The sequence below is a fragment of the Zhouia amylolytica AD3 genome (genome assembly GCF_000511935.2).
In the GTDB taxonomy this organism is placed as follows: domain Bacteria; phylum Bacteroidota; class Bacteroidia; order Flavobacteriales; family Flavobacteriaceae; genus Zhouia; species Zhouia amylolytica.
In genome coordinates, this window is sequence record NZ_AYXY01000001.1 from 169,866 (window position 1) to 189,542 (window position 19,677).

General features: G+C 36.8%; 30 protein-coding genes. 28 read left to right on the forward strand and 2 right to left on the reverse strand.

Going from position 1 to position 19,677, the window contains the following annotated elements:
- Positions 1–2: 2 nt before the first annotated feature.
- From rplN to P278_RS00995, 28 genes are all read left to right on the forward strand, one after another.
- A complete protein-coding gene (gene rplN / locus P278_RS00865) occupies positions 3–371 on the forward strand; it encodes a 50S ribosomal protein L14 (protein WP_038260806.1) in 369 nt (122 codons plus the stop codon).
- 15 nt (positions 372–386) lie between these two features.
- A complete protein-coding gene (gene rplX / locus P278_RS00870; RefSeq protein ID WP_038260808.1) occupies positions 387–701 on the forward strand; it encodes a 50S ribosomal protein L24 in 315 nt (104 codons plus the stop codon).
- Positions 702–703: 2 nt separating this feature from the next.
- Positions 704–1,255, forward strand: coding sequence for a 50S ribosomal protein L5 (rplE, locus tag P278_RS00875; RefSeq protein WP_038260812.1), 552 nt, complete (start codon positions 704–706; stop codon positions 1,253–1,255).
- A gap of 3 nt (positions 1,256–1,258) precedes the next feature.
- Complete coding sequence (rpsN, locus tag P278_RS00880) at positions 1,259–1,528, forward strand: 30S ribosomal protein S14 (protein ID WP_038260814.1); 270 nt, start codon at positions 1,259–1,261, stop codon at positions 1,526–1,528.
- 62 nt (positions 1,529–1,590) lie between these two features.
- Positions 1,591–1,989 (forward strand): 30S ribosomal protein S8, encoded by a 399-nt coding sequence (rpsH, locus tag P278_RS00885; protein WP_038260817.1) that lies wholly within the window; start codon positions 1,591–1,593, stop codon positions 1,987–1,989.
- 19 nt (positions 1,990–2,008) lie between these two features.
- On the forward strand, positions 2,009–2,551 hold the full coding sequence (gene rplF / locus P278_RS00890; protein ID WP_038260820.1) for a 50S ribosomal protein L6: 543 nt from the start codon (positions 2,009–2,011) through the stop codon (positions 2,549–2,551).
- 11 nt (positions 2,552–2,562) lie between these two features.
- Positions 2,563–2,919: a 50S ribosomal protein L18 gene (rplR, locus tag P278_RS00895; RefSeq protein WP_038260823.1), complete on the forward strand. Its 357-nt coding sequence runs from the start codon at positions 2,563–2,565 to the stop codon at positions 2,917–2,919.
- Positions 2,920–2,925: 6 nt separating this feature from the next.
- Positions 2,926–3,450 (forward strand): 30S ribosomal protein S5, encoded by a 525-nt coding sequence (gene rpsE / locus P278_RS00900; protein WP_038260826.1) that lies wholly within the window; start codon positions 2,926–2,928, stop codon positions 3,448–3,450.
- A 13-nt stretch (positions 3,451–3,463) separates the two neighbouring features.
- Positions 3,464–3,643 (forward strand): 50S ribosomal protein L30, encoded by a 180-nt coding sequence (gene rpmD / locus P278_RS00905; RefSeq protein ID WP_038260829.1) that lies wholly within the window; start codon positions 3,464–3,466, stop codon positions 3,641–3,643.
- Between the two features lie 16 nt (positions 3,644–3,659).
- Positions 3,660–4,112: a 50S ribosomal protein L15 gene (gene rplO, locus P278_RS00910; RefSeq protein ID WP_038260832.1), complete on the forward strand. Its 453-nt coding sequence runs from the start codon at positions 3,660–3,662 to the stop codon at positions 4,110–4,112.
- 13 nt (positions 4,113–4,125) lie between these two features.
- Positions 4,126–5,469, forward strand: coding sequence for a preprotein translocase subunit SecY (gene secY / locus P278_RS00915; RefSeq protein WP_038260835.1), 1,344 nt, complete (start codon positions 4,126–4,128; stop codon positions 5,467–5,469).
- Between the two features lie 2 nt (positions 5,470–5,471).
- Complete coding sequence (gene infA, locus P278_RS00920; RefSeq protein WP_014031991.1) at positions 5,472–5,687, forward strand: translation initiation factor IF-1; 216 nt, start codon at positions 5,472–5,474, stop codon at positions 5,685–5,687.
- Positions 5,688–5,698: 11 nt separating this feature from the next.
- The gene (gene ykgO / locus P278_RS16360) at positions 5,699–5,815 is read left to right on the forward strand and encodes a type B 50S ribosomal protein L36 (protein ID WP_074978891.1); all 117 of its coding nucleotides are present in this window, start codon (positions 5,699–5,701) and stop codon (positions 5,813–5,815) included.
- A 2-nt stretch (positions 5,816–5,817) separates the two neighbouring features.
- Entirely contained in the window at positions 5,818–6,192 is a 375-nt protein-coding gene (gene rpsM, locus P278_RS00925; RefSeq protein ID WP_038260842.1) for a 30S ribosomal protein S13, read from the forward strand.
- 103 nt (positions 6,193–6,295) lie between these two features.
- Positions 6,296–6,688 (forward strand): 30S ribosomal protein S11, encoded by a 393-nt coding sequence (gene rpsK / locus P278_RS00930; protein WP_038260844.1) that lies wholly within the window; start codon positions 6,296–6,298, stop codon positions 6,686–6,688.
- A gap of 89 nt (positions 6,689–6,777) precedes the next feature.
- The gene (gene rpsD / locus P278_RS00935) at positions 6,778–7,383 is read left to right on the forward strand and encodes a 30S ribosomal protein S4 (RefSeq protein WP_038260847.1); all 606 of its coding nucleotides are present in this window, start codon (positions 6,778–6,780) and stop codon (positions 7,381–7,383) included.
- Positions 7,384–7,404: 21 nt separating this feature from the next.
- On the forward strand, positions 7,405–8,397 hold the full coding sequence (locus P278_RS00940) for a DNA-directed RNA polymerase subunit alpha (protein ID WP_038260850.1): 993 nt from the start codon (positions 7,405–7,407) through the stop codon (positions 8,395–8,397).
- Positions 8,398–8,462: 65 nt separating this feature from the next.
- On the forward strand, positions 8,463–8,969 hold the full coding sequence (gene rplQ / locus P278_RS00945; RefSeq protein ID WP_038260853.1) for a 50S ribosomal protein L17: 507 nt from the start codon (positions 8,463–8,465) through the stop codon (positions 8,967–8,969).
- 96 nt (positions 8,970–9,065) lie between these two features.
- Complete coding sequence (gene carA / locus P278_RS00950; RefSeq protein WP_038260856.1) at positions 9,066–10,187, forward strand: glutamine-hydrolyzing carbamoyl-phosphate synthase small subunit; 1,122 nt, start codon at positions 9,066–9,068, stop codon at positions 10,185–10,187.
- Positions 10,184–11,473, forward strand: a complete 1,290-nt coding sequence (gene eno, locus P278_RS00955) for a phosphopyruvate hydratase (protein WP_038260858.1) — start codon at positions 10,184–10,186, stop codon at positions 11,471–11,473. The genes carA and eno overlap by 4 nt, the downstream gene beginning before the upstream one ends.
- 151 nt (positions 11,474–11,624) lie before the next feature.
- Positions 11,625–12,908, forward strand: coding sequence for a citrate synthase (locus P278_RS00960; RefSeq protein WP_038260860.1), 1,284 nt, complete (start codon positions 11,625–11,627; stop codon positions 12,906–12,908).
- Positions 12,909–12,988: 80 nt separating this feature from the next.
- A complete protein-coding gene (locus P278_RS00965) occupies positions 12,989–13,903 on the forward strand; it encodes a dimethylarginine dimethylaminohydrolase family protein (RefSeq protein ID WP_038260863.1) in 915 nt (304 codons plus the stop codon).
- Entirely contained in the window at positions 13,903–14,841 is a 939-nt protein-coding gene (gene ctlX / locus P278_RS00970; protein ID WP_038260866.1) for a citrulline utilization hydrolase CtlX, read from the forward strand. The genes P278_RS00965 and ctlX overlap by 1 nt, the downstream gene beginning before the upstream one ends.
- 38 nt (positions 14,842–14,879) lie before the next feature.
- Positions 14,880–15,293, forward strand: coding sequence for an RrF2 family transcriptional regulator (locus P278_RS00975; protein ID WP_038260868.1), 414 nt, complete (start codon positions 14,880–14,882; stop codon positions 15,291–15,293).
- 77 nt (positions 15,294–15,370) lie between these two features.
- Positions 15,371–15,649, forward strand: a complete 279-nt coding sequence (locus P278_RS00980; protein WP_082436055.1) for a DUF2061 domain-containing protein — start codon at positions 15,371–15,373, stop codon at positions 15,647–15,649.
- Between the two features lie 4 nt (positions 15,650–15,653).
- Entirely contained in the window at positions 15,654–16,277 is a 624-nt protein-coding gene (locus tag P278_RS00985; RefSeq protein WP_038260872.1) for a phosphoadenosine phosphosulfate reductase domain-containing protein, read from the forward strand.
- A gap of 7 nt (positions 16,278–16,284) precedes the next feature.
- Positions 16,285–17,184 carry a sulfate adenylyltransferase subunit CysD gene (cysD, locus tag P278_RS00990; RefSeq protein WP_038260874.1) on the forward strand — a complete coding sequence of 300 codons (900 nt, stop codon included), beginning with the start codon at positions 16,285–16,287 and terminating at the stop codon, positions 17,182–17,184.
- Positions 17,184–18,428 (forward strand): sulfate adenylyltransferase subunit 1, encoded by a 1,245-nt coding sequence (locus P278_RS00995; protein WP_038260877.1) that lies wholly within the window; start codon positions 17,184–17,186, stop codon positions 18,426–18,428. The genes cysD and P278_RS00995 overlap by 1 nt, the downstream gene beginning before the upstream one ends.
- 59 nt (positions 18,429–18,487) lie before the next feature.
- Here the strand turns inward: P278_RS00995 and P278_RS01000 are convergent, their stop codons facing one another.
- Together P278_RS01000 and P278_RS01005 are read right to left on the reverse strand one after the other, a co-directional pair.
- Complete coding sequence (locus P278_RS01000) at positions 18,488–19,114, reverse strand: MarC family protein (RefSeq protein WP_038260880.1); 627 nt, start codon at positions 19,112–19,114, stop codon at positions 18,488–18,490.
- 95 nt (positions 19,115–19,209) lie between these two features.
- Positions 19,210–19,638 carry a hypothetical protein gene (locus P278_RS01005; RefSeq protein ID WP_038260884.1) on the reverse strand — a complete coding sequence of 143 codons (429 nt, stop codon included), beginning with the start codon at positions 19,636–19,638 and terminating at the stop codon, positions 19,210–19,212.
- Positions 19,639–19,677: the final 39 nt, after the last annotated feature.

Genomic DNA, 19,677 nt, shown 5'->3' on the forward strand with positions numbered 1-19,677 from the left:
TTATGGTACAACAAGAATCTAGACTAAGAGTAGCTGATAATACCGGAGCTAAAGAAGTACTTACTATCAGAGTTTTAGGGGGTACTAAAAGAAGATATGCTTCTGTTGGCGACAAGATTGTTGTTAGCGTTAAAGAAGCGACTCCGAACGGAAGCGTTAAAAAAGGACAGGTATCTACTGCGGTAGTAGTTCGTACCAAAAAAGAGGTGAGAAGACCTGATGGTTCTTACATCCGTTTCGATGATAATGCTTGTGTATTACTTAACCCTGCTGGTGAAATGCGCGGAACACGTGTATTTGGTCCTGTAGCAAGAGAATTACGAGACAAGCAATTTATGAAAATTGTATCATTAGCACCTGAAGTGCTTTAATACATTAACGTAGAGATGACAAAGCTAAAAATAAAATCAGGAGATACTGTAAGAGTTGTTGCCGGAGACCACAAAGGTGAAGAGGGCAAGGTTGTTACTGTAGATCGTGAGAAGAACAGAGCGATTGTTGAGGGTGTTAATTTAGTGTCTAAACACACTAAGCCTAGTGCACAAAATCCTCAAGGAGGAATCGTTAAGAAAGAAGCTCCTGTTCATATTTCTAACCTTTCGTTGATTGATCCTAAATCTGGAGAAACAACAAGAGTAGGGTATGAAGAGAGAGACGGTAAGAAAGTGAGATTTTCTAAAAAATCTAATGAGGTTATCTAGTTATGGCTTACATTCCAAGATTAAAAACAGAATATAAAGAGCGCATTGTTGCAGCTCTTAGAGAAGAGTACGGTTACGAAAATGTAATGCAAGTTCCAAAACTTGAAAAGATTGTAGTAAGCCGAGGTGTTGGTGCAGCTGTTGCCGACAAGAAACAAATAGACTATGCAGTTGACGAGCTAGGTAAGATTACCGGTCAAAAAGCCGTTGCTACTATGTCTAAAAAGGACGTTGCTTCTTTTAAACTTCGTAAAGGTATGCCGATTGGGGCAAAAGTGACTTTGCGTGCTGAAAGAATGTGGGAATTCTTAGATCGTTTAATCACTACCGCGTTACCACGTGTAAGAGATTTTAACGGGATTAGCGCTACCGGTTTTGATGGTAGAGGTAATTATAACCTAGGTGTAAAGGAACAAATTATTTTTCCTGAAATTGATATTGACAAAGTGCATAAAATTTCAGGTATGGATATTACCTTTGTAACCACCGCTGAAACAGATAAGGAAGCGAAGTCATTATTAAGCGAATTAGGATTACCTTTTAAAAAGAACTAAGACATGGCTAAAGAATCAATGAAAGCCCGTGAGGTTAAGAGACAAAAGTTGGTAGATAAGTACGCTGCTAAACGTAAAGCTTTAAAAGAGGCTGGCGATTATGAAGCGCTACAAAAATTACCAAAAAATGCTTCTCCTGTACGTTTACACAATCGTTGTAAATTAACAGGAAGACCTAAGGGGTATATGCGTACTTTTGGAGTTTCCAGAGTTATGTTCAGAGAAATGGCTAACAAAGGATTGATTCCAGGAGTTAAAAAAGCAAGTTGGTAAAAAATTTTAATTGGTAGCAAGTTCGGTGTTAAGCCGAAAACTGTTACCGCAAATAGATACAGATGTATACAGATCCTATAGCAGATTATTTAACAAGAATCAGAAACGCTAACAGCGCAGGACACAGAGTGGTAGAAATACCAGCTTCAAATTTAAAGAAAGAGATAACAAAGATCCTTTTCGATCAGGGTTATATCCTAAGTTATAAGTTTGAAGATAACAATACCCAGGGTACTATTAAGATAGCTTTAAAGTACGACAAGGTATCAAAAGAGCCTGTAATTAAGAAGATCCGACGTGTGAGTAAACCAGGTTTACGTAAATATGTTGGTAATGCAGAACTTCCACGAGTTTTAAATGGTTTAGGGATTGCAATAGTTTCAACTTCTCATGGAGTGATGACTAGTAAGCAAGCTCAGCAAGAGAACGTAGGTGGAGAAGTTTTATGTTACGTTTACTAATTTATAAAGACAAGAAGAAATGTCAAGAATAGGTAAAAGTCCAATTAACATCCCTGACGGAGTGACTGTAGCTATCGATAACGGTGTAATCACTGTTAAAGGTAAGATGGGCGAATTAACTCAAGAGGTTAAAGACATTACAGTTAAGCAAGAAGAAGGACAATTAATACTTGAGAGACCTAACGATTCTAAAGATATCCGTGCTAAGCACGGTCTTTACAGAGCGTTGCTAAACAATATGATAGAAGGTGTTTCTCAAGGATTTACTAAAGAGTTGGAGTTAGTAGGTGTTGGTTACAGAGCCAGCAACCAGGGTCAGAAGTTAGATCTGGCTGTCGGTTTTTCTCATAACATTGTTTTGGAGTTAGCACCGGAAGTTAAGGTTGAAACAATATCTGAAAAAGGTAAAAACCCTATCGTAAAGCTTACTTCACACGATAAACAATTAGTTGGCCAGGTAGCTGCTAAAATTCGCTCGTTCCGTAAGCCAGAGCCTTACAAAGGTAAAGGTATTAAGTTTGTAGGTGAACAAATTAGAAGAAAAGCAGGTAAATCAGCTTAATAATTAGCGTTATGGCATTAACAAAGACTGAAAGAAGACAGAGAATTAAAAACAGAATTAGAAAAGTGGTTAGCGGATCAGAGGCTAGACCAAGATTATCTGTTTTTAGAAGTAATAAGGAGATCTATGTGCAGTTGATCGATGACACTAATGGTGTTACTTTAGCTGCTGCATCTTCAAGAGATAAAGAAATTAGTTCTGCTGAAGGGACTAAAAGCGAAATTGCTAAACTAGTAGGTAAGGCAATAGCTGAGAAAGCTCTAAAAGCTGGAGTTGATACCATTTCTTTTGATAGAGGAGGGTATTTATATCACGGAAGAGTAAAATCATTAGCTGAAGGAGCTAGAGAAGCAGGACTCAAATTCTAAGAAAACATGTATCAGAATTATAAAAACGTAGAAACAGTGAAGCCGGGCGGACTTGAATTAAAAGACCGTTTGGTAGGTGTGCAAAGAGTTACAAAAGTTACTAAAGGTGGTAGAGCTTTTGGTTTTTCTGCTATAGTTGTAGTAGGTGACGAAAACGGCGTTGTAGGACATGGTTTAGGTAAATCTAAAGAGGTTGCCGATGCTATTTCTAAAGCCGTTGAAGACGCAAAGAAAAACTTAGTTCGAATTCCATTGAATAGCGGTACATTACCTCACGAGCAAAAAGGAAAATACAGTGGTGCAAGAGTATATCTTCAGCCTGCTTCACACGGTACCGGAGTTATTGCTGGTGGTGCTGTGCGTGCAGTACTGGAAGCTGTTGGGGTTCACGATGTATTGTCTAAGTCTCAAGGTTCTTCAAATCCTCATAATGTTGTAAAAGCAACTTTTGATGCTTTATTACAACTTAGAGATGCGAAAACTGTAGCAGCTCAAAGAGGCATATCTCTGGAAAAAGTATTTAAAGGATAAATCAAGGATTACCATGGGAAAGATTAAAGTTACACAAGTAAAAAGCCAAATCAAACGTCCTCAGGATCAGAAGAGAACGTTGGAAGCTCTTGGGCTTAGAAAAATAGGCCAGGTAGTAGAGCATGATACTACGCCAAACATCCTTGGTATGATCAACAAAGTTAAACACTTGGTTTCTGTAGAAGAAGCTTAAAATAACAATAGTAGTTATGAGTTTAGGTAACTTAAAACCTGCTAAAGGTTCAGTACATAAAGACGGAAAAAGAGTTGGTAGAGGACAAGGTTCCGGTAAAGGAGGCACTGCTACTAGAGGTCATAAAGGAGCTAAATCTCGTTCTGGTTATTCTAAGAAAATTGGTTTTGAAGGTGGTCAAATGCCGCTTCAAAGACGTGTTCCTAAATTTGGATTTACAAATATCAACAGAAAGGAATATGTTGGAATCAATTTAAAAAGATTACAGGAGTTAGTTGATAAAGGAGTTGTTACTGATACAGTTGATATGAACGTTTTAGTAAGCAACGGATTAGCTAATAAAAGAGATCTAGTAAAAATATTAGGTGGCGGAGAACTTAATGCTAAATTATCAGTTACAGTTCACAAATTTACTGCTAGCGCCAAAGCGGCTATCGAAGCAGCAGGAGGAGAAGCAGTAAACCTATAACCAACCATTTACCATGAAGAATTTTTTTGATACTTTAAGCAACATTTGGAAGATAGACGAACTTAGAAACAGAATTATATTAACATTAGGATTATTGTTGGTATATCGTTTCGGAGCACACGTAATTTTACCAGGTGTTGATGGCGATCAATTGGCAGCTTTAGATAGTAAAACCAGTAGTGGTTTATTAGGTATATTAGATGCATTTACAGGAGGGGCTTTTGCCAAGGCTTCTGTTTTTGCATTGGGAATTATGCCTTATATCTCAGCTTCAATTGTGGTTCAGCTAATGGGAATAGCTATTCCTTACCTGCAGAAATTACAAAAGGAAGGAGAAAGCGGAAGAAGAACGATCAATCAGATTACACGTTGGTTAACCATCGGTATTTGTATTGTTCAGGCTCCAGCCTACCTTTATGGTTTAGGTGCTTTAGGTGTTCCTGATAGTGCTTTTATATTAGGTAAAGGTTTAGATTTCATAATTCCATCTGTAATTATATTGGTTACAGGTACCATATTTGCTATGTGGCTTGGAGAAAAGATTACTGACAAAGGTATTGGTAATGGTATTTCCTTACTGATCATGATCGGTATTATCGCTCGTTTGCCTCAGTCATTTGCCCAGGAATTTGCATCTAGAGTATCAGAAAATAATGGTGGTTTGATGCTGATTCTTATTGAAGTGATTATTTGGTTTGTGGTAATACTTGCTTGTATTATGCTTGTTATGGCTACGCGCCAGATACCAGTACAATACGCAAGAAGAACTGCAACCGGAGGATATGAGAAGAATGTAATGGGAGCAAGACAATTTATTCCATTGAAGTTAAATGCTTCTGGGGTAATGCCAATTATTTTTGCTCAGGCCATAATGTTCGTTCCAAGTGCTTTAGCAAGTTTGTCCGATTCTGAAACTGCACAATCAGTACAAGCAGCTTTCGGTGATATTTTCGGATTTTGGTATAACTTGGTATTTGCATTATTAATCATAGTGTTCACGTTCTTTTACACGGCTATCACGGTGCCGACAAATAAAATGGCGGATGATCTTAAAAGAAGTGGTGGTTTTATACCAGGGACGCGACCAGGTAAGGAAACCGGCGATCTTTTAGATAAAATAATGTCATTAATAACCTTTCCGGGTTCAGTATTTTTAGCGATTATAGCTGTTTTACCAGCTATCGTAGTTAAGATTGTTGGAATTCAGCAGGGTTGGGCATTGTTTTACGGAGGTACATCATTGTTGATTATGGTAGGAGTTGCTATCGATACTATGCAACAGGTAAATTCATACTTGTTGAACAGACACTATGATGGATTAATGAAAACCGGTAAAAATAGAAAAGTTGTAGCTTAATTATGGCAAAACAACCAGCAATAGAACAAGACGGAACTATAATCGAGGCATTGTCTAATGCAATGTTCAGAGTAGAACTTGAAAATGGTCATGTGGTAACAGCACATATCTCAGGTAAGATGCGTATGCATTATATCAAATTATTACCAGGAGATAAGGTGAAACTCGAAATGAGTCCATATGATCTTACTAAAGCAAGAATAACATACAGATATTAAAGATTAGTTAGATGAAAGTAAGAGCATCACTAAAGAAAAGAAGTCCCGAGTGCAAAATTGTGCGTCGTAAGGGGAGATTGTACGTAATTAATAAAAAGAATCCTAGATTTAAACAAAGACAAGGATAGTTATGGCAAGAATCGCAGGGGTAGATTTACCAAAAAATAAAAGAGGTGTAATTGGATTAACTTACATCTTCGGAGTTGGTAAAAGCAGAGCAAAAGAGATTTTAGCTCAGGCTCAAGTAAACGAAGACACTAAAGTATCAGAGTGGGCTGACGATGAAATCGCCAGAATACGTGAAGCTGTTGGTAGCTACAAGATTGAAGGAGAATTACGTTCTGAAGTTCAATTAAACATTAAACGTTTAATGGATATCGGATGCTATAGAGGTATCCGTCACAGAAATGGTTTACCTTTAAGAGGTCAAAAGACCAAGAACAACTCTAGAACGAGAAAAGGTAAGAGAAAAACTGTTGCTAACAAGAAAAAAGCAACTAAATAATTAGACATTAGTCATTAGTGTTTGGTAGTTAGATGAATCTGTTTGAAATAGAAATGTTTAGGATTCTAACAACTAAAAACTAACAACTAGAAACTAAAATAATATGGCAAAGTCAAATACAAAAGCTGCTAAAAAGCGCAATGTTGTAGTAGAAGCTGTTGGAGAAGCACATATCTCAGCAACTTTTAACAATATCATTATCTCTTTAACTAATAAAAAAGGAGATGTGATTTCATGGTCTTCAGCAGGTAAAATGGGATTCAGAGGTTCTAAAAAGAACACTCCTTATGCTGCTCAGGTAGCTGCAGAAGATGCTGCAAAAGTTGCTCAGGAAGCAGGTCTTAGAAAAGTTAAGGTTTACGTTAAAGGTCCTGGTTCAGGTAGAGAGTCTGCGATCAGAACTATCCACAATGCTGGAGTTGAAGTAACAGAAATTATTGATGTTACTCCACTACCGCATAACGGATGTCGTCCACCAAAAAGAAGAAGAGTTTAATTTATTTATTTTAAATTAGAGGATTTTAATATAGGATTATCGAAGGATTGCCTTAATTCATAATCAAAATTCTCATAAACCAATAAGAAATGGCAAGATACACAGGACCAAAAACTAAAATAGCTCGTAAATTCGGAGAAGCTATATTTGGTGATGATAAATCTTTTGAAAAAAGAAATTATCCTCCGGGGCAACACGGAAACTCTAGACGTAGAGGTAAAAAATCTGAATATGCTATTCAGTTAATGGAAAAGCAGAAGGCTAAGTATACCTATGGTATCTTAGAGCGTCAGTTTAGAAACATTTACAAAAAAGCAAACAGTAGTAAAGGTGTTACCGGTGAGGTATTACTACAGTTATGTGAATCTCGTTTAGACAATGTTGTATATAGAATGGGAATTGCCCCTTCTAGAAGAGCAGCACGTCAATTAGTTTCTCACCGTCACGTTACCGTGAATGGTGAAATCGTAAACATTTCATCTTACCAATTAAAGGCAGGTGATGTTGTTGGCGTTAGAGAAAAGTCTAAGTCTTTAGAGGCTATAGAGAATTCATTGGCTGCTAACTCAAGCGTATATGAGTGGATTACTTGGAATAATGAGAAGAAAGAAGGGACGTTTGTAGCGGTACCGGAGCGTATTCAAATTCCGGAAAACATCAAAGAACAATTAATCGTCGAGTTATACTCTAAATAATAATTAGACAGCAGTCGTACTATGGCAATACTAAATTTTCAAAAGCCCGACAAAGTAATAATGATCGATTCAACCGATTTCGAAGGGAAGTTCGAATTCAGACCTTTGGAACCTGGTTATGGATTGACAGTGGGCAACGCACTACGAAGAGTTCTATTGTCCTCACTAGAGGGTTTTGCAATTACATCAGTAAGAATGGACAATGTAGAACACGAGTTCTCAACCATAGATGGTGTAGTTGAAGACGTTACAGAGATCATCTTGAACCTAAAACAAGTTCGTTTTAAGCGTCAAATAGATGATATCGATAACGAAACAGTATCAATTTCTGTAACAGGCAAAGAACAAATTACTGCTGGAGATTTCCAAAAGTTTATTTCAGGTTTCCAGGTATTAAATCCAGATCTAGTAATCTGTAACCTTGATGCTAAAGTAAACATCAATATGGAGATTACTATTGAAAAGGGTAGAGGGTATGTGCCAGCGGAAGAGAACAAGAAGGCAAATGCGCCTCTTGGAACTATTTTTACTGATGCTATCTATACTCCGATCAAAAACGTTAAGTATAGTATTGAGAACTATCGTGTAGAACAAAAGACAGACTACGAAAAATTAGTTTTCGAAATTGTTTCTGACGGTTCTATACATCCAAAAGATGCCTTAACAGAAGCTGCTAAAATCTTAATTCACCACTTCATGTTATTCTCTGACGAGCGTATCACTTTAGAAGCGGATGAAATTGCACAAACTGAAACATATGATGAGGAATCTCTTCACATGCGTCAGTTGCTTAAGACGAAATTAGTAGATCTTGATCTTTCAGTACGTGCTTTAAACTGTTTAAAAGCTGCAGAAGTAGATACGTTGGGCGATTTGGTTGCGTTTAATAAGAACGACTTAATGAAATTCAGAAACTTTGGTAAAAAGTCTTTAACCGAATTAGAGGAACTTGTGAACAACAAGGGGCTTAGTTTCGGAATGGATTTAGCAAAGTATAAATTAGATAAAGACTAACACCTGCATAGTTTGCGCTCCGTATTAAGCGGATTGAAGCAAGATGAAGGTTAAACGAAAATGTCATGAGACACGGAAAGAAATTTAATCACTTAGGTAGAAAGACTGCTCACAGAAGAGCAATGCTTGCTAATATGGCTAGCTCACTAATAGAGCACAAGCGCATTAACACTACCTTGGCTAAAGCTAAAGCCTTAAAGGTTTTTGTTGAGCCGTTGGTTACTAAGGCAAAACCTAGTAACAACACTGAAACTGATAAGAGAAATCATAACATGCGAATTGCTTTTAGTTATCTAAGAGATAAGCAAGCGGTTAATGAGCTTTTTAAAGAAGTTGGTGTGAAGGTTGGTGATCGTCCAGGAGGATATACCAGAATTATTAAGTTAGGTAATCGTTTGGGAGATAACGCTGATATGGCCATGATCGAGTTTGTAGATTTCAATGATACTTACACAGCTGAAAAAGTTGCTAAGAAATCTACGAGACGTGGTAGAAGCAAGAAGGCTAAGTCTGAGGTTGAAGAAGCTCCGGCACAGGAGAATACTGAAACTAAAGAAACTTCACAAGAATAATGATTAATGTGAACAATCATATTAAAAGGGTAAACGTTTTCGTTTATCCTTTTTTTTTATATTATTTTTGCTAAACTTTTAAACACAATTTGTTAAATGAAGTACCAAGAAAAGAGAAAAGCATTAATTCTTTTAGAAGACGGTACCATTTTTTATGGTAAAGCTGTAGGTGATAAACAAAGCACTGCATTTGGAGAGGTATGTTTTAATACCGGAATGACAGGTTATCAGGAGATTTTTACTGATCCATCTTATTTTGGACAGCTCATGGTAACTACTAACGCGCATATCGGTAATTATGGCGTGTATGAAGAAGATATGGAGTCTGACTCCGTTAAGATAGCTGGATTGATTTGTAAAAATTTCAGTTATGTGCCATCTCGTGCTTTAGCGGATGATTCCCTGGAAAACTTTTTGAATAAGAATAACCTCTTTGCTATTTCTGATGTAGATACAAGAGCATTGGTTAGTTATATCAGGGATAACGGTGCGATGAATGCCGTAATTTCAACAGAGGTTGATGATATTGAAGGTTTAAAAGCGAAGCTTGCTAAAGTGCCTAGTATGAAAGGACTTGAGTTGGCATCAAGAGTGTCAACCAAAGAACCTTATTTTTATGGGGATGAGAACGCAACGTATAAGATAGCAGCAGTAGATTTTGGAATTAAAACAAACATACTTAGGAATCTTGCTAAAAGAGATTGCTATATAAAAGTTTATCCATACAATGCTACTCTGGAAGATTTGAAATCATGGAATCCTGATGGTTATTTCTTTTCAAATGGACCTGGAGATCCAGAACCTTTAGCATCGGCTATTCAATTGGCAAAGGATATCTTAGAGGAAAATGTACCTTTCTTTGGTATTTGTCTGGGACATCAGATATTATCTTTATCTCAGGGAATTTCTACCTTTAAAATGCATCATGGGCATAGAGGTATAAATCACCCTGTTATTAATCATGCCACCGGGAACGGTGAAATTACTTCACAGAACCATGGTTTTGCTATAAGCAGAGAAGATGCTGAGGCTAATCCTGATATTGAAATAACTCACACTCATTTGAATGATGATACTGTGATGGGTATTAAAATAAAAGGAAAGAATGCTTTTTCTGTACAATATCACCCGGAGGCTGGACCAGGACCTAATGATGCCACCTATTTATTCGACCAATTCATAGAAAATATAAAACACCAAAAATTAGAAACAGTATGAGTATAATTATAAACGTGCATGCACGTCAAATACTAGATTCAAGAGGAAATCCAACAGTTGAGGTAGATGTAGTAACTGAGAACGGAATATTAGGAAGAGCTGCTGTTCCTTCGGGAGCGTCTACAGGAGAACACGAAGCGGTGGAACTTAGAGATGGTGGTGATGCCTATATGGGTAAAGGTGTTTCACAAGCGGTTAAAAATGTAAATGAAGATATTGCAGAGGAACTAGTTGGTATGTCGGTTTTTGAACAAAACCTGATTGACCAAACTATGATAGCTTTAGATGGTACGCCGAATAAATCAAAACTTGGAGCAAATGCCATTTTAGGAGTTTCACTTGCCGTAGCTAAAGCTGCAGCGAACGAGTTAGGAATGCCTTTATATCGCTATGTTGGAGGTGTAAGTGCTAATACATTACCTGTGCCAATGATGAACATTATTAACGGTGGTTCACATTCAGATGCACCGATAGCTTTTCAGGAATTTATGGTAATGCCGGTTAAAGCAGAAAGCTTTACGCATGCAATGCAAATGGGTACTGAGATTTTTCACAACCTTAAAAAGGTGCTTCACGATAGAAATTTAAGTACAGCAGTAGGAGATGAAGGAGGTTTTGCTCCGACATTAGACGGTACTGAGGATGCCCTGGATACGATAACAAAGGCTGTTGAAAAGGCAGGTTATAAGATGGGTGACGAAGTAATGATTGCTCTTGATTGTGCTTCTGCGGAGTTTTATGTAGATGGTAAGTATGATTATACCAAGTTCGAGGGTGATAAGGGAGCTGTGAGAACATCTGAAGAACAAGCTCAGTATTTAGCTGATTTATGTGCTAAGTATCCTATTATCTCTATTGAAGATGGAATGGACGAAAATGACTGGGATGGATGGAAAGCCTTAACCGAAAAGATTGGAGATAAAGTTCAGTTGGTTGGAGATGATTTGTTTGTAACTAATGTGGAGCGTTTGTCTAAAGGTGTTGAAAACGGAATTGCAAACTCTATCCTTATCAAGGTAAACCAAATCGGTACCTTAACAGAAACTATTGCTGCTGTTAACATGGCTAAAAATGCTGGTTATACTTCAGTAATGTCTCACCGTTCAGGAGAAACAGAAGATAATACCATTGCAGATTTAGCAGTTGCCCTGAATACGGGTCAGATTAAAACCGGTTCAGCATCACGTAGTGATCGTATGGCAAAGTACAATCAATTATTGCGCATTGAGGAGGAACTAGGTTCTGTAGCTTATTATCCAAAAGATAAAGCTTTCAAAGTAAATTAATTGAATGTTTTAGATATTAAAAGAGCGGGTGTTGTAAAAGCATCCGCTTTTTTTATGGTGTTATAAGGAATAGTAATGAACTTAACCCAATATTAACACATAATTTTGTAAATTCGCAACACTTACAAAAAATTAAAATTCAACTTAACATATGTCAGACACAGCTACTTTAGAGTATGATGGAAAAAAATATGAATTCCCTGTAGTTAAAGGTACTGAAAACGAATTAGCAATTGACATTAAGTCGTTGCGTGCGCAATCAGGTATCATTACGATAGATCCTGGTTACAAGAACACTGGTTCTTGCGAAAGTGCGATTACCTATCTCGATGGTGAGGAAGGAATATTGCGCTATAGAGGTTACTCTATTGAAGATCTTGCTGAAAAGGCAGATTTCTTAGAGGTTTGTTATTTATTGATTTTTGGAGAACTTCCAAACAAAGAGCAATTACATAAGTTTCACGAAGATATCAAGGCACAGTCAATTGTTGCTGAGGATATGAAGAAGATTCTGGATGGTTTTCCTCAGTCTGCGCACCCGATGGGTGTGTTATCGTCATTAACAAGTGCATTGGTTGCTTTTAATGCGTCTTCTGTAAACGTGTCTTCTGAAGAGGAGATGTACAAAGCTATTGTGAAAATATTAGCCAAGTTTCCTGTATTGGTAGCTTGGGCTCACCGTAAAAAAGAAGGTTTACCATTAGAATATGGTGATGATTCACTTGGTTATGTTGAGAACATCGTGAAAATGATGTTTAAAAAGCCTAACAAGGAGTATAAAAAGAATCCAATTGTAATTAATGCCTTGGATAAGCTATTAATATTGCATGCCGATCATGAGCAAAACTGTTCAACTTCGACTGTACGAATTGTTGGATCTTCACATGCTGGATTATTCGCTTCACTATCTGCTGGTATTTCTGCACTTTGGGGACCTCTTCATGGTGGTGCCAATCAGGCGGTGATTGAAATGCTTGAAGGTATTAAAAATGATGGGGGAGATACTAAAAAGTATATGGCTAAGGCTAAAGATAAGAATGATCCGTTCAGATTAATGGGCTTTGGGCATAGAGTTTATAAGAATTTTGACCCTAGAGCAAGAATCATCAAAAAGGCTGCAGATGAAGTATTAGGAGATTTGGGAGTAGAAGATCCTGTTCTTGATATTGCAAAAGGTTTGGAAAAAGAAGCTTTAGAAGATCAATATTTTGTAGACAGAAAACTTTATCCGAATGTGGATTTTTATTCAGGAATTATCTATAGAGCCCTTGGAATACCTACGGAAATGTTTACAGTAATGTTTGCATTGGGTCGTTTACCTGGATGGATTGCTCAATGGAGAGAAATGAGATTGAGAAAGGAGCCTATTGGAAGACCACGTCAGGTGTATATAGGTGAAAATCTAAGACCTTTTTTAGACATAGATAAGCGTTAATTATCTAACGAAATATTCATAAAAAAAGCTTCATTTAACAATGGAGCTTTTTTTATATTTGCTCAAACACTAAAAACTATATGTTGAAACTTAATGTAAAAGACGAAACATCGAGGCTTCGTGCAGTTGTTTTGGGCACTGCTAAGAATAATGGTCCAATCCCTACCATTGAGGAAGCGTACGATCCGAAATCTGTTGAACATATTTTAGCAGGAACCTATCCTAAGGAAGAAGATATGATCAAAGAAATGGATGCGTTCGCTGCTGTGTTCGAAAAATATGACGTTAAAGTTTTTAGACCTGAAGTTATTGCGAATTGTAATCAGATTTTCTCCAGAGATATAGCTTTTGTCATCGATGACGTATTTATTAAATCAAATATATTGCCTGATCGCGAAAAAGAGCTCGAGGCTATTCAGTATGTGATAGATGAGATAGCACCGTCTAAAGTTGTAAAACCACCAAAGGAAGTTCATATTGAAGGAGGTGATGTGATGTTATGGGGCGATTACATTTTTGTTGGTACTTATAAAGGTGAAGATTATCCTGATCATATTACTGCAAGGACTAATATGAATGGAGTAGCCTTTTTAAAGGAGTTGTTTCCTCATAAAACTGTTAAGGAGTTTGATTTGGTCAAGTCCAAAACAGAGGCCAGAGATAATGCTTTGCATCTGGATTGTTGCTTTCAGCCTGTAGGCAATGATAAGGGGATAGTTTATAAAGGAGGATTCAGAAATATTGAAGATTATAATTACCTGGTTGACTTATTTGGGGAAAATAATTTGTTCCATATCACCCGGGATGAGATGTATTACATGAATAGCAATGTTTTTTCAATTGATAAAGATGTTGTGGTTTCAGAACGAAATTTTACACGATTGAATACGTGGCTTAAAGCTCAGGACTTTATTGTGGAGGCAATACCATATGCAGAAATTGCCAAGCAGGAGGGATTACTTCGATGTTCAACTTTACCATTAATCAGAGACTAATGAAAATGCAAATTACCAATACCATTCTAATGATTCGTCCGGTTAATTTCCGAATGAACGAACAAACAGCGGTTAATAATTATTTTCAAACAACGATAGATTTGCAAAATAATGCCATTAATCGCAAAGCCACGGAGGAGTTTGACGTTTTTGTAGAGAAACTCAGAGAGGTGGGTGTCAATGTTATTGTGATAGACGATACCACAGAGCCAAATACTCCGGATTCTATATTTCCAAATAACTGGATTTCTTTTCATCAGGAGGGAACAGTTGCAGTTTATCCAATGTTTGCTGAAAACAGAAGATTCGAACGAAGAGAAGATGTTTTAGAAAAAATTGAGGAGAAAGGTTTTGTTATAGATAATGTTGTGGATTATACGAGTGCTGAGGAGGAAGGAGTTTTTCTTGAGGGTACAGGTAGTTTAATTTTGGATAGGGTAAATAGGAAGGCATATTGTGCTTTATCACCACGTGCTGATGAAGAGTTGGTCATTGAATTCTGCGAGGACTTTGAATATACTCCGGTAATATTTACCGCAAATCAAACAGTGAATGGTAAACGGTTGCCAATCTATCATACGAATGTTATGATGGCTATCGGTGACACTTTTGCAGTTATTTGTCTTGATACAATTGACGATAAAAAAGAACGAAAAAATGTTGCAAAACATCTTTCGGAAGATGGGAAAGAAATTATTTCAATCACAGAAGCACAAATGCAGCAATTCGCTGGAAACATGTTACAGGTTAAAGGGAACGATGACAGATCTTATTTGGTGATGAGTGAGGCTGCCTATAAATCTTTAACCCCTAATCAGATTTCAAAAATAGAAGCTCATAGTAATATACTATATAGTTCTTTACATACGATAGAAACATGTGGAGGTGGAAGTGCCCGATGTATGATGGCAGAGGTGTTTTTACCAAAAAAAAATTAGTATATTGGCAGAACTAATTAATGTTATACAGATAATTAATGCTTTCCAAGAAAACTAAATACGGACTTAAGGCGCTTACTTATATGGCAAAAAAGGGTGATGGAAAAACACCTATTCTTATTGCTGAAATAGCGGAGCAGGAAAATATTTCTAAAAAGTTTCTTGAGATGATACTCCTACAACTGAAAAACACCGGATTTCTTGGTTCCAAGAAAGGAAAGGGTGGAGGTTATTATTTGCTAAAAGAGCCAAAGGATATTACAGTGGCCGCTTTGATGAGGGTATTAGAGGGACCAATTGCAATGTTGCCATGCGTAAGTTTAAATTTTTACGAGAAATGTGATGATTGTAAAACTGAAGAAGAATGTTCCTTAAACCGCGTTATGGTTGAGGTTAGGGACAATACATTGCGGGTGTTGGAAAATAAAACTTTAGCAGATTTAACAAATTAATAAAAAAAATTTATTCCTTTAGTCTACTAATTCGATAGAGTATTAGTATATTTGACCCCTGATTAGTTAGTTATATTATGATTACAGAGATAATTAGATCGTACAAAACGGGTGCCGGTAAGGCCCAGGAAGAATTACAGTCGCCTAAAATAGTTGTTAAGGGATCCAACCATAAGATATCTGTTTTGAAAACAATATCGTGGCGGATTATAGGAACTATCGATACCATGATTATCTCCTATATCTTAACTGGTAATTTCACTGTTGCTCTGGGAATCGGAGGGATTGAAGTTGTTTCGAAAATGATCTTGTATTATTTACATGAAAGAGCCTGGAACAAGATAACAAAAGAATAGATATATGGATATTCAAAAAATAAATTTAGAGTTAAGAGATAAATCGCCGTCAGAAATAGTTGCATGGGCCATCAATTTCGCTCTAAAGCCGGTGGTTACTACTAATTTTAGACCGTATGAGGCGGCAATATTACATGTTGTTTCGAGAGTTAAGCATGACATTGATGTTGTTTGGTGCGATACTGGTTATAATACGCCTCAGACTTACAAGCATGCAGAACGGATAATTCAGCAATTGAAATTGAATATTGATTTATATGTGCCCAAACAAACTGCGGCCTACAGAGATGCCATTTTTGGTGTCCCTGATGTTGATTCACCTTTGCATCAGGTTTTTACGGAGCAGGTGAAACTTGAGCCTTTTCAGAGAGCAATGAAACATCACAAACCCGATGTTTGGTTTACCAATTTACGTAAAGGACAAACGGCACTTAGAGACTCCTTGGATATTGTCTCTCAGGGATCAGATGGTATGTTGAAGGTAAGCCCTTTTTACCATTGGTCAGATGAACAATTAGATGTTTATATGGAGGAACATCAATTAGAGAATGAATTTAAATACTTTGACCCAACCAAAGTACATGCAAATAGAGAATGTGGGTTACATGTAACAACAACTAAAAATTAGATTGCTTATGTCGGTACAGAAACATTTACAGACGTTAGAGGAAGAAAGTATATATATAATCAGAGAAGTAGCCGCTCAGTTTCAAAAGCCGGTGTTATTGTTTTCTGGTGGAAAAGATTCCATAACGATGGCACATTTAGCCAAAAAGGCCTTTTATCCGGCTAAAATTCCGTTCCCTTTTTTACATATTGATACAGGTCATAATTTTCCTGAAACCATTGAGTTTCGCGATAAATTAATGGATGAGCTTGGTGTTGAGTTAATCGTTCGTTATGTCCAGGATTCAATTGATCAAAATAAAGTGAAGGAGGAAACAGGTAAATATGCCAGCCGTAATTCTTTACAGACTGTGACATTGCTGGATGCCATAGAAGAGCTGGGATATGATGCATGTTTGGGTGGAGCACGAAGGGATGAAGAAAAGAGCAGAGCGAAGGAAAGAATCTTTTCGGTACGCGACGACTTCGGACAGTGGGATGCAAAAATGCAACGTCCGGAATTATTTCAAATTTTGAATGGTAAAATAAACTTTGGAGAAAATGTAAGAGCATTTCCGATTAGTAACTGGACCGAAGAAGATGTTTGGAATTATATTGAACGTGAAAATTTAGAATTGCCGGGCATATATTTTGCTCACGAGCGAAAAATGGTTAAGCGGGATGGATCTTATCTGGCGCATTCATCGTATTTAAACCTGGTTGAGTCTGATGAAATTGTTGATAAAATAGTCAGATTCAGAACAGTAGGAGATATGACTTGTACAGCAGCAGTTCCATCAACAGCAGATACTATTGAATCGGTAATTAAAGAAAATAAAGCCTCTAAGAGTAGTGAAAGAGGTGCGAGAATAGACGATAAGAGAAGCGAATCAGCTTTAGAATTAAGAAAGAAAGGAGGGTATTTTTAATGGATTTACTAAGAATAAGTACGGCAGGTAGTGTAGATGATGGTAAGAGTACCCTTATTGGGCGTTTACTTTATGACAACAATGCACTTACAAAAGAGCAGGAAGAATTAATTGAAAAGAAAACCGCTGAGAAGGGTTTGCAAGATCTTGATTTTTCGTCTATAACGGATGGTTTGATAGCAGAGCGCGAACAGGGTATTACCATTGATGTTGCTCATATTTATTTCTCTACTCAAGATAGGAAGTTTATCATTGCTGATAGTCCCGGTCATGTTGAGTATACCAGAAATATGGTTACCGGTGCTTCTAATGCTGAAGCCTCTATTATTTTGATTGATGCCAGAAAGGGATTGTTGGAACAGAGCTACAGACACTATTTTATAAGTCAGCTATTGAGATTGCATACTGTTGTTTTCTGTGTGAATAAAATGGATTTAGTTAACTATGATGAAGATGTATTCTTGAAGATTGCAGCTGAGGTAAAGCAAATGACTGCACAGTTTGAGCATAGCACTCCTGAAATTCAGATTATCCCTATTAGTTCGTTAAAAGGTGATAATGTCGTTTTCCCTTCTGGAGAAACATCTTGGTACCAGGGACCAACATTGAATGAAGTACTTCATGAAATTTCTTCGAAAAAAGAGGATGAAAAACCATTTAGGTTTGAGGTTCAGAATGTTTTGCATGTTCAAAATGAAGAATTTGTAGATTTTCGAGGTTATGCGGGTAAAGTTGCAAGTGGTTCCATTAAGAAAGGAGATGAAGTTGTCGTTTTGCCTTCCGGAAATAAATCTACTGTAAAGGAGATTCGGAAATATGATCGAACATTTGATGAAGCCCATGCAGGGGAGTCAATTGTTTTAAGTCTGAATGATGATATTGATGCCAGTAGAGGTACCGTGTTTTCCCTTCCTGATGAAGTACCATCGAGCGATAAGACTTTAGACGCCACCCTTGTTTGGCTCAATGAGCAAAAAGGAGTTTTTGGTGGAAGATATCAGCTGCAGGCAAGTAGTAGAACCGTGCAGGCCAAGTTGCAACAGATTCATTATGTTGTACCTCCGGAGAAGCCATCGCTTAAAGTTGATGCCTCTGAATTGAAGTTAAATGATATTTCAAGAGTGTCATTTAAACTTGCCCAACCTTTATTTGTAGATGCTTATGCAAATAATAAGGCAAATGGAGCATTTATTGTCATAGATACACAAACCAATAACACTGTTGCTGTTGGATTTGTTGAATAAATAGAGTAATTATTTATAATTATTTTTTAAAGGGATGTATTGAGGGATGCATCCTTTTTTTATGGAATAAGTTTTAGAATATCAGTTATGGAGGAGGAGATATATTCAATACCAATAGCAATTACAATAAACCCAATAATTCGAGAAACTGCATTGATTCCGGATGCTCCCAACCATTTTACGATAAGATGAGCACCCCTGAGTATTAAAAATACGCAAGCACAAACACTCAGAATCGCCAGTAAAGTGGTGAAAATTTGAATCGTTTGGTTGTACTCCTGATAATAGCTGATCAAGAGTGATATGGAACCGGGTCCTGCTAACATTGGAATTGCCAATGGGGTTAAAGAAATGTCATCTCGATGAAAGGCATCGTCTTTTACCCTACCATCGATACCTTTGTGTTTTGTAAACTTTCCTGTAAGTAGTGCAAAACCTGAGGAGGTAATGATGAGGCCACCTGCTATTCGTAAGGAGTTAAGACTGATGCCGAAAAAGGACAGCAAATATTTTCCAGTAAAAAAAGATATTATGAGAATGATTAAAGTGTTAATCGCTGTCCAGAGTGCCGTTCTTGAAAGTGCTGATCTGGATTCATCCTGTGTCAATCCAACAAAAATAGGAACGGTGCCGAGTGGATTTATGACTGAAAATAAGGCCGCAAAAATGTATAGAAATAACTCCATGTTTTTTGCGCAAAATTGAAGTGATTTTCAGTTTAAAAGATTAAAATAGTGTTATTAAAAAGTTGTTATTTAAACGAAGTGTTTCTCTTTAATAATTAATTATAATCATCTAAAAAGTGACTCGATAGATCAGATTTTTTATCTAGAATTTTTCTCATGAACTCATGCGTTTCTTTCGTTTTAGCAGCTACTTTTATATGGTAATGATCGCGATGTATAGAATATTCCTGAGCTCTGCCTTTATACAAGGATAATTTGTAATAGGGGATGATTAAAGCATAAGTTTCGAGTAAAGATCTAAATCGAATGATGATTCCTTTTGGTCTGATTTCAATATTACATGTGTTTATATTGTTGTCAAGTGTAAGTAGGTTTCTAATTTGTAAGCTGGAGGAAGTAATAAATAGTTTAGGCGATCCGGTACCATTCATTTTTAATCGCTCCCATAAATTAAATGGTTTCCCAACTTCATTATTTATGCGTTCAAATAAGGATTTATCGTTATAAGAGATGTTAACAAGCACAATAGTTTTTATTTTAAATTTATGCTTTTTAGTTCAATT

Excerpts from the sequence above, each read along its gene's own strand:
- rpsE (WP_038260826.1), top strand. The coding sequence starts at position 2,926 with ATGTATCAGAATTATAAAAACGTAGAAACAGTGAAGCCGGGCGGACTT.
- rplE (WP_038260812.1), top strand. The coding sequence starts at position 704 with ATGGCTTACATTCCAAGATTAAAAACAGAATATAAAGAGCGCATTGTT.
- rplX (WP_038260808.1), top strand. The coding sequence starts at position 387 with ATGACAAAGCTAAAAATAAAATCAGGAGATACTGTAAGAGTTGTTGCC.
- P278_RS00940 (WP_038260850.1), top strand. The coding sequence starts at position 7,405 with ATGGCAATACTAAATTTTCAAAAGCCCGACAAAGTAATAATGATCGAT.
- rpsD (WP_038260847.1), top strand. The coding sequence starts at position 6,778 with ATGGCAAGATACACAGGACCAAAAACTAAAATAGCTCGTAAATTCGGA.
- rplO (WP_038260832.1), top strand. The coding sequence starts at position 3,660 with ATGAGTTTAGGTAACTTAAAACCTGCTAAAGGTTCAGTACATAAAGAC.
- eno (WP_038260858.1), top strand. The coding sequence starts at position 10,184 with ATGAGTATAATTATAAACGTGCATGCACGTCAAATACTAGATTCAAGA.
- P278_RS00965 (WP_038260863.1), top strand. The coding sequence starts at position 12,989 with ATGTTGAAACTTAATGTAAAAGACGAAACATCGAGGCTTCGTGCAGTT.
- rplR (WP_038260823.1), top strand. The coding sequence starts at position 2,563 with ATGGCATTAACAAAGACTGAAAGAAGACAGAGAATTAAAAACAGAATT.
- ctlX (WP_038260866.1), top strand. The coding sequence starts at position 13,903 with ATGAAAATGCAAATTACCAATACCATTCTAATGATTCGTCCGGTTAAT.
- rplQ (WP_038260853.1), top strand. The coding sequence starts at position 8,463 with ATGAGACACGGAAAGAAATTTAATCACTTAGGTAGAAAGACTGCTCAC.
- rpsH (WP_038260817.1), top strand. The coding sequence starts at position 1,591 with ATGTATACAGATCCTATAGCAGATTATTTAACAAGAATCAGAAACGCT.
- P278_RS01000 (WP_038260880.1), bottom strand. The coding sequence starts at position 19,114 with ATGGAGTTATTTCTATACATTTTTGCGGCCTTATTTTCAGTCATAAAT.
- cysD (WP_038260874.1), top strand. The coding sequence starts at position 16,285 with ATGTCGGTACAGAAACATTTACAGACGTTAGAGGAAGAAAGTATATAT.
- rpmD (WP_038260829.1), top strand. The coding sequence starts at position 3,464 with ATGGGAAAGATTAAAGTTACACAAGTAAAAAGCCAAATCAAACGTCCT.
- rpsM (WP_038260842.1), top strand. The coding sequence starts at position 5,818 with ATGGCAAGAATCGCAGGGGTAGATTTACCAAAAAATAAAAGAGGTGTA.
- secY (WP_038260835.1), top strand. The coding sequence starts at position 4,126 with ATGAAGAATTTTTTTGATACTTTAAGCAACATTTGGAAGATAGACGAA.
- P278_RS00980 (WP_082436055.1), top strand. The coding sequence starts at position 15,371 with ATGATTACAGAGATAATTAGATCGTACAAAACGGGTGCCGGTAAGGCC.
- carA (WP_038260856.1), top strand. The coding sequence starts at position 9,066 with ATGAAGTACCAAGAAAAGAGAAAAGCATTAATTCTTTTAGAAGACGGT.
- rpsN (WP_038260814.1), top strand. The coding sequence starts at position 1,259 with ATGGCTAAAGAATCAATGAAAGCCCGTGAGGTTAAGAGACAAAAGTTG.
- rplF (WP_038260820.1), top strand. The coding sequence starts at position 2,009 with ATGTCAAGAATAGGTAAAAGTCCAATTAACATCCCTGACGGAGTGACT.
- P278_RS00975 (WP_038260868.1), top strand. The coding sequence starts at position 14,880 with ATGCTTTCCAAGAAAACTAAATACGGACTTAAGGCGCTTACTTATATG.
- P278_RS00995 (WP_038260877.1), top strand. The coding sequence starts at position 17,184 with ATGGATTTACTAAGAATAAGTACGGCAGGTAGTGTAGATGATGGTAAG.
- rplN (WP_038260806.1), top strand. The coding sequence starts at position 3 with ATGGTACAACAAGAATCTAGACTAAGAGTAGCTGATAATACCGGAGCT.
- P278_RS00960 (WP_038260860.1), top strand. The coding sequence starts at position 11,625 with ATGTCAGACACAGCTACTTTAGAGTATGATGGAAAAAAATATGAATTC.
- rpsK (WP_038260844.1), top strand. The coding sequence starts at position 6,296 with ATGGCAAAGTCAAATACAAAAGCTGCTAAAAAGCGCAATGTTGTAGTA.
- infA (WP_014031991.1), top strand. The coding sequence starts at position 5,472 with ATGGCAAAACAACCAGCAATAGAACAAGACGGAACTATAATCGAGGCA.
- ykgO (WP_074978891.1), top strand. The coding sequence starts at position 5,699 with ATGAAAGTAAGAGCATCACTAAAGAAAAGAAGTCCCGAGTGCAAAATT.
- P278_RS00985 (WP_038260872.1), top strand. The coding sequence starts at position 15,654 with ATGGATATTCAAAAAATAAATTTAGAGTTAAGAGATAAATCGCCGTCA.